This window comes from Neisseria sp. HMSC03D10 (genome assembly GCF_001807625.1).
Classification (GTDB): domain Bacteria; phylum Pseudomonadota; class Gammaproteobacteria; order Burkholderiales; family Neisseriaceae; genus Neisseria; species Neisseria mucosa.
In genome coordinates, this window is record NZ_KV789501.1 from 1 (window position 1) to 6,014 (window position 6,014).

Sequence of the window (6,014 nt, forward strand, 5' to 3'; positions counted from 1 at the left end):
CCTGAATTCAGGCTTTCAGACGACCTTGCCTTGCCCTCCCCTTTTAAACCATCGCTTGATACAACGCAATCATCAGCGGCATGGTGATGACGCACAGCAGCGTCGTGATGCCGTAAATCGCGCTGGCTTTACGGGCGTTTTGACCATAAACCATCGCCATTTGGGTAACGGTGGACGCGGCGGGGCTGACGGTGGCGAGGAAGCTGATAAGGACGACGGTATCGCTGTGTCCGCCCAAGCGGGCTATGCCTGAAACTTTAACAAACACCAACAGAATCAGCGGGATAAGTATCAGGCGCAGGAAGGCGACGAGGTAAATCCGTTTGGAGAGGACGATTTCTTTGAGCGGCAGCGAGGCAATCAACATTCCGGCAACGAGCATGGCGACCGGACCTATCATGCTGCCGACGGTGGCGAGCGTGTTGTCGATGATGTGCGGCAGTTTGATTTGAAAGGCAAACATGAACACGCCGATAAAGATGGAAAGGATGTTGATGTTGGTCAGTACGGTTTTCCACGCCAGATTGCCGCGCCCGCAAAGCAGCAGGCGCAAGTGTGTCCAGAAAAGGAACATTTGGACGATGATGAAGCCGCTGGTGTAAATCACCCATTGCGGTCCGAAAATCGACATCACCAGCGGGATGATGAGGTTGCCGGAATTGGTATAAACCGTGGCGGCGTGTTCGAGCGTGTCGAGCTTGAACAGGGTTTTGAAAAGCCTGCCCAGCGCGATCAGCAGGATGTGGAACACGACTGCCAAGGCAACTGAGAGTTTCAGTCCGTCAATAATGTCGGGCGTGTTCTCGATTTGGAAGGCGTGAATCATCACCGACGGGCTGATGAGATAGAGTGCGATGACGGAGAGCGTGCGGCTGTGTTCGGAATTCAGGAGCTTAAACTTCACCAACGCCATGCCCATCAGGACAATCAGGGTCAGCTCGGTGATTTTGCCGGCAAGGAGCAGGGCGGTTTCCATAGCTTATCCGTATCTGAATATAGAAAAGGAATTTTATAGCAAATCGCAGCTTTCGTTATCCATAAAGCCCCAGTTTTCCAAGCTATATCGCCATCACTATGCAGACTCCTATAAATAAAAAGCAAAAGGGTCGTCTGAAACCTATTTAAGCCTTATGCCAGAATACCAGAGCCTTGCCGACAACAAGTACATCATCCTCATACGCAAGAGAATTCTTTACAAAAATTAAAACATTTACTTGTAGTAGCAAAATGCCAAATGCATCCGAATAATCAAATTAAAATACCGTTCGTCGCTTTTTCCCCACAAATTGATAAAAATAGAAATTTAAAATATTTTCTACCAAACAAGGTAATACCCATCAAAAAAACCCAAAAATCAAATTAAAATATCATATATTTCATATGCTTATTATTCTGTTGCCATTTATTGCATCAAAATACATTTCAAAAAAATTGAAGAATGCCGGCCTATGCGCCCCTGTTCCCCCTATAAAAAATGACAAAAGCCTTGATTTTTAATTTCGTACTTTTACAATATGCATTGAAACTTTTCTTGGCGATTATTAAGTTCCGGCCCGAAACGGCATAATCCTTTTACAGTTTACGGGGAGCCGCCGGAAAAGCATCAACGTCCTTACACCCACCATACAAAGGTAAAAAAACATGAAACAATTCAATGTAAAAGTATTGAGCCTGGCTGTTACGGCAGCCGTAGCAAGTGGCACAGCGGGAGCGGCCGGGGAAGATTTGGGGAATGTGTTTCCTAAGAATTACCAAGGTATCGCAGCCTTTCATACCGTTTTTGGCAAAGGTACAACATTTGATAAAGACACCGGCAAACTGACTTTCAAAAAAGATAACGATGCCCTGCTTTTGAAAACCATGGAATTGGAACAAACCATTAATGGTTTTGCTTCCGGTTCAAATTTCATCGCAACTGATGCCGATGGTAACAAAACCGTCCGCGAAGCCACCAATGAAGATATCGAAGCCGACAGCCTGAAAGGTGTGGGTTTGGCAGGCCGCCTTACCGCTGTCGATGCCCGCGTGGATGATGTCAATGCCCGCGTGAATGATCTGTTGGACGACACTTTCGCAGCTTTGAATGAACAAGACGAAACCATCGAAAAACTGAAAACTGCCATTACCGACAATAGGAAGCATATTGTTGAAGTTGCCACGGGTGTGAATGATCTGAATAAATCAGTCGCCGATATGGGTAAAGACATTTCCGACCAATTTGACGAAATCGGCGAAGAAGTAACCGCAGTAAACACCCGTGTGGACAGCCTGGCACAAGACACAGCAGATGCCAAAGCCTCCGCCAAAGCCGCCGAAGACAAAGTAACCGAACTTTCTGCCAACGTTGACAGCAAAGTAAAAGAAGCCAAAGATGCCGCCGATAAAGCAGTGGATGCCGCTTCTAAAATTGATGCAGTTACCGAAAAAGCCGACCAGGCAAGCAAAGGCGTAGCAGGTCTGACTGAAGCTTTGGACGCCAACCGTAAAGATATTGATGCCAATAAACAAGGCATCGTTGACTTGGCGAAGGGCTTGCAGCTTGCTGCAGAGGCTGTAGAAGACAATCGTAAAGATATTGATGCTAATAAAGCGGCAATCGCTGAAAATACTGCTTCTTTGAAAGAACAAGAGGAAGCTAACGACGGCTTCAACAATGCGATCGCCAGCTTGGATAAAGACATCGGTGATCTTGCCTCGGCAGGTAAAGCTGCGATGGAAGCTTTAGAAGTTAACCGTAAAGATATTGATGCCAATAAAAAATACATCGGTGATCTCGCATTAGCCGGTAAAGCAGCAGCTGACGCTTTAGAAGCTAACCGTCAAGACATCGACGCCAATAAAGCAGCAATCGCTGAAAATACTGCCAAACTTAAAGAGCAAAAAGAAGCTAACGACGGCTTCAACAATGCGATCGCCAGCTTGGATAAAGACATCGGTGATCTTGCCTCGGCAGGTAAAGCTGCGATGGAAGCTTTAGAAATTAACCGCCAAGATATTGATGCCAACAAAGCAGCAATCGAAACTAAAGCCGATAAAGCTGACTTCGAAGAATTGGCAAAATACACTGCCGACATGGGCAAAAAAGTTAACGACATCGGTGATGAAGTAACTGCCCTGAGCGATGCAACTAACGCAGCTATCACTCGTCACGATAAAGACATCGTTGACTTGGCACAAGCAGGTCTGAAAGCAACTGAGGCTTTAGAAGCCAACCGCAAAGATATTGATGCCAATAAACAAGGCATCGTTGACTTGGCGAAGGGCTTGCAGCTTGCTGCAGAGGCTGTAGAAGACAATCGTAAAGAAATTGATGCCAATAAAGCGGCAATTGAAACTAAAGCCGATAAAGCTGACTTCGAAGAATTGGCAAAATACACTGCCGACATGGGCAAAAAAGTTAACGACATCGGTGATGAAGTAACTGCCCTGAGCGATGCAACTAACGCAGCTATCACTCGTCACGATAAAGACATCGTTGACTTGGCACAAGCAGGTCTGAAAGCAACTGAGGCTTTAGAAGCCAACCGCAAAGATATTGATGCCAATAAAAAATACATCGGTGATCTCGCATTAGCCGGTAAAGCAGCAGCTGACGCTTTAGAAGCTAACCGTCAAGACATCGACGCCAATAAAGCGGCGATCGCTGAAAATACTGCCAAACTTGAAGAGCAAAAAGAAGCTAACGAAGGCTTCAACAATGCGATCGCCAGCTTGGATGAAGACATCATTACTTTGAAAAAAGCAGATTTGGCTGCAGCTGATGCTTTGAAGGCTCACCGCACAGATATCGATGCCAACAAAGCAGCAATTGAGACCAAAGCTGATAAGACTGCTGTAGAAAGCGTAAGAACAATAGCTGTTGAAGCTCAAAAATCAGCTCAAGCGGCAAAAGGTGCTGTTGAAGTTGCCCAAAAATCTGCCGAAACTGCTGACAGCCATGCCAAAGCTGCACAAACCGCTGCTGCCAAAGCTCAAGAAAGTGCCGATACCAATGCGGTACAAATTGCAGCCAATACTAAGCAAATCGATACTAACAAAACCGATATTGCTGCATTGCAAACTGCAAATGGTCAACACGCTGCAGGTATTGCTAAAAACTCAGCACGCATCGATAGCCTGGATAAAAACGTAGCGAACCTGCGTAAAGAGACCCGCCAAGGTCTGGCAGCACAAGCAGCCCTCAGCGGCCTGTTCCAACCTTACAGCGTCGGTAAATTCAATGTTACTGCTGCTTTGGGTGGTTTCAAATCTGATACCGCAGTTGCTGTGGGTGCAGGTTATCGCTTCAATGAAAACTTTGCAGCTAAAGCCGGTCTTGCAGTGGGTACCTCTTCAGGCGGCTCTGCATCTTACAACGTAGGTTTGAACTACGAATGGTAATATTCTTCGTAGAACTGACCTAAATTGACCCGCAGCTTCGGCTGCGGGTTTTTTATGCATTTAATCTTTGAAAGAAAAAATGCCCAAAGGTCGTCTGAAAACCCAACTCTGATTTTCAGACGACCTTTTCTCAAACCATTTCAACCGAAATGTTGACAATTTTTCACCCGATAACAAAGCGTTTTCAGTATAATACCGCCCGCAAATTTCCTTTTTTTTGAAAAGCATAAATCATGACTACTTCAAATCAAAATGTGCTGGAGCGTATATTCAATTTAAGCGCAAACGGCACGAATGTACGCACGGAGCTGACGGCTGGACTGACCACCTTCCTCGCCATGTGTTACATCATCATTGTCAATCCGCTGATTCTCGGCGAAACGGGCATGGACATGGGCGCGGTATTCGTCGCCACCTGTATCGCTTCCGCTATCGGCTGCTTCGTGATGGGCTTCGTCGGTAACTATCCGATTGCGCTCGCACCGGGCATGGGTTTGAACGCGTACTTTACTTTCGCCGTCGTCAAAGGCATGGGCGTGCCCTGGCAGGTGGCTTTGGGCGCGGTGTTCGTTTCCGGCATCATTTTCATTTTATTCAGCTTTTTCAAAGTGCGCGAAATGCTGGTGAACGCGCTGCCTATGGGTTTGAAAATGTCGATTGCCGCCGGTATCGGGCTGTTTCTGTCGCTGATTGCGCTCAAAGGTTCCGGCATCATCGTCGCCAGCGACGCGACTTTGGTGAAGCTGGGCGACATCCACCAACCTGCTGCACTTTTGGTATTGGCAGGCTTCGCTATGGTGGTGGCTTTGGGGCATTTCCGCGTCAAAGGGGCGATTATCCTGACCATTCTGACGATTACCGCCATTTCCACCCTGCTGGGTTTGAGCGAGTTTAAAGGCGTGGTCGGCGAAATTCCGAGCATCGCGCCGACTTTCATGCAGATGGATTTCAACGGCTTGTTTACCCTCAGCATGGTCAGCGTGATTTTCGTCTTTTTCCTGGTTGATTTGTTTGACTCCACCGGCACGTTGGTCGGCGTTTCCCACCGAGCAGGCCTGCTGGAAGACGGCAAACTGCCTCGTCTGAAACGCGCCCTGTTCGCCGACTCAACCGCCATCGTCGCTGGCGCCGCGCTGGGTACGTCTTCAACCACGCCGTATGTCGAAAGTGCGGCGGGTGTTGCCGCAGGCGGCCGCACCGGTCTGACTGCCGTAACCGTCGGCGTATTGATGCTGGCGTGTCTGATTTTCTCACCGCTGGTGCAGAGCATTCCCGGTTTTGCCACAGCGCCTGCGCTGCTCTACGTCGGTGCGCAAATGCTGCGCAGCGCGCGTGAAATTGACTGGGACGATATGACCGAAGCCGCTCCCGCTTTCCTGACCATCGTATTCATGCCGTTCACCTATTCGATTGCCGACGGCATCGCCTTCGGCTTCATCAGCTACGCCGTGATTAAACTTTTATGCAACCGCATCAAAGACGTGCCGCCTATGGTGTGGATAGTCGCCGTATTGTGGGCATTGAAATTCTGGTATTTGGGAGGATAATGCTCCATTTGTAGAAAAGTCAAGACCTTTGCAAAATTCCTTTTTCCCCCGACAGCCGAAACCCCAAACACAGGTTTTCGGCTGTTT

At 48.0% G+C, this 6,014-nt stretch carries 3 protein-coding genes; 2 read left to right on the top strand and 1 reads right to left on the bottom strand.

Going from position 1 to position 6,014, the window contains the following annotated elements:
* Nucleotides 1–43: 43 nt before the first annotated feature.
* Nucleotides 44–976, bottom strand: a complete 933-nt coding sequence (locus tag HMPREF3066_RS02145) for an AEC family transporter (protein ID WP_070440158.1) — start codon at nt 974–976, stop codon at nt 44–46.
* Between the two features lie 665 nt (nt 977–1,641).
* Between HMPREF3066_RS02145 and HMPREF3066_RS02150 the strand changes: the two genes are divergently transcribed.
* Nucleotides 1,642–4,380 (top strand): YadA-like family protein, encoded by a 2,739-nt coding sequence (locus HMPREF3066_RS02150; protein ID WP_070440160.1) that lies wholly within the window; start codon nt 1,642–1,644, stop codon nt 4,378–4,380.
* Nucleotides 4,381–4,613: 233 nt separating this feature from the next.
* Complete coding sequence (locus tag HMPREF3066_RS02155) at nt 4,614–5,927, top strand: NCS2 family permease (protein ID WP_070440161.1); 1,314 nt, start codon at nt 4,614–4,616, stop codon at nt 5,925–5,927.
* Nucleotides 5,928–6,014: the final 87 nt, after the last annotated feature.

What these genes read in the sequence shown, in the direction of transcription:
- HMPREF3066_RS02145 (WP_070440158.1), bottom strand. Translation starts at nt 976, where the DNA reads ATGGAAACCGCCCTGCTCCTTGCCGGCAAAATCACCGAGCTGACCCTG.
- HMPREF3066_RS02150 (WP_070440160.1), top strand. Translation starts at nt 1,642, where the DNA reads ATGAAACAATTCAATGTAAAAGTATTGAGCCTGGCTGTTACGGCAGCC.
- HMPREF3066_RS02155 (WP_070440161.1), top strand. Translation starts at nt 4,614, where the DNA reads ATGACTACTTCAAATCAAAATGTGCTGGAGCGTATATTCAATTTAAGC.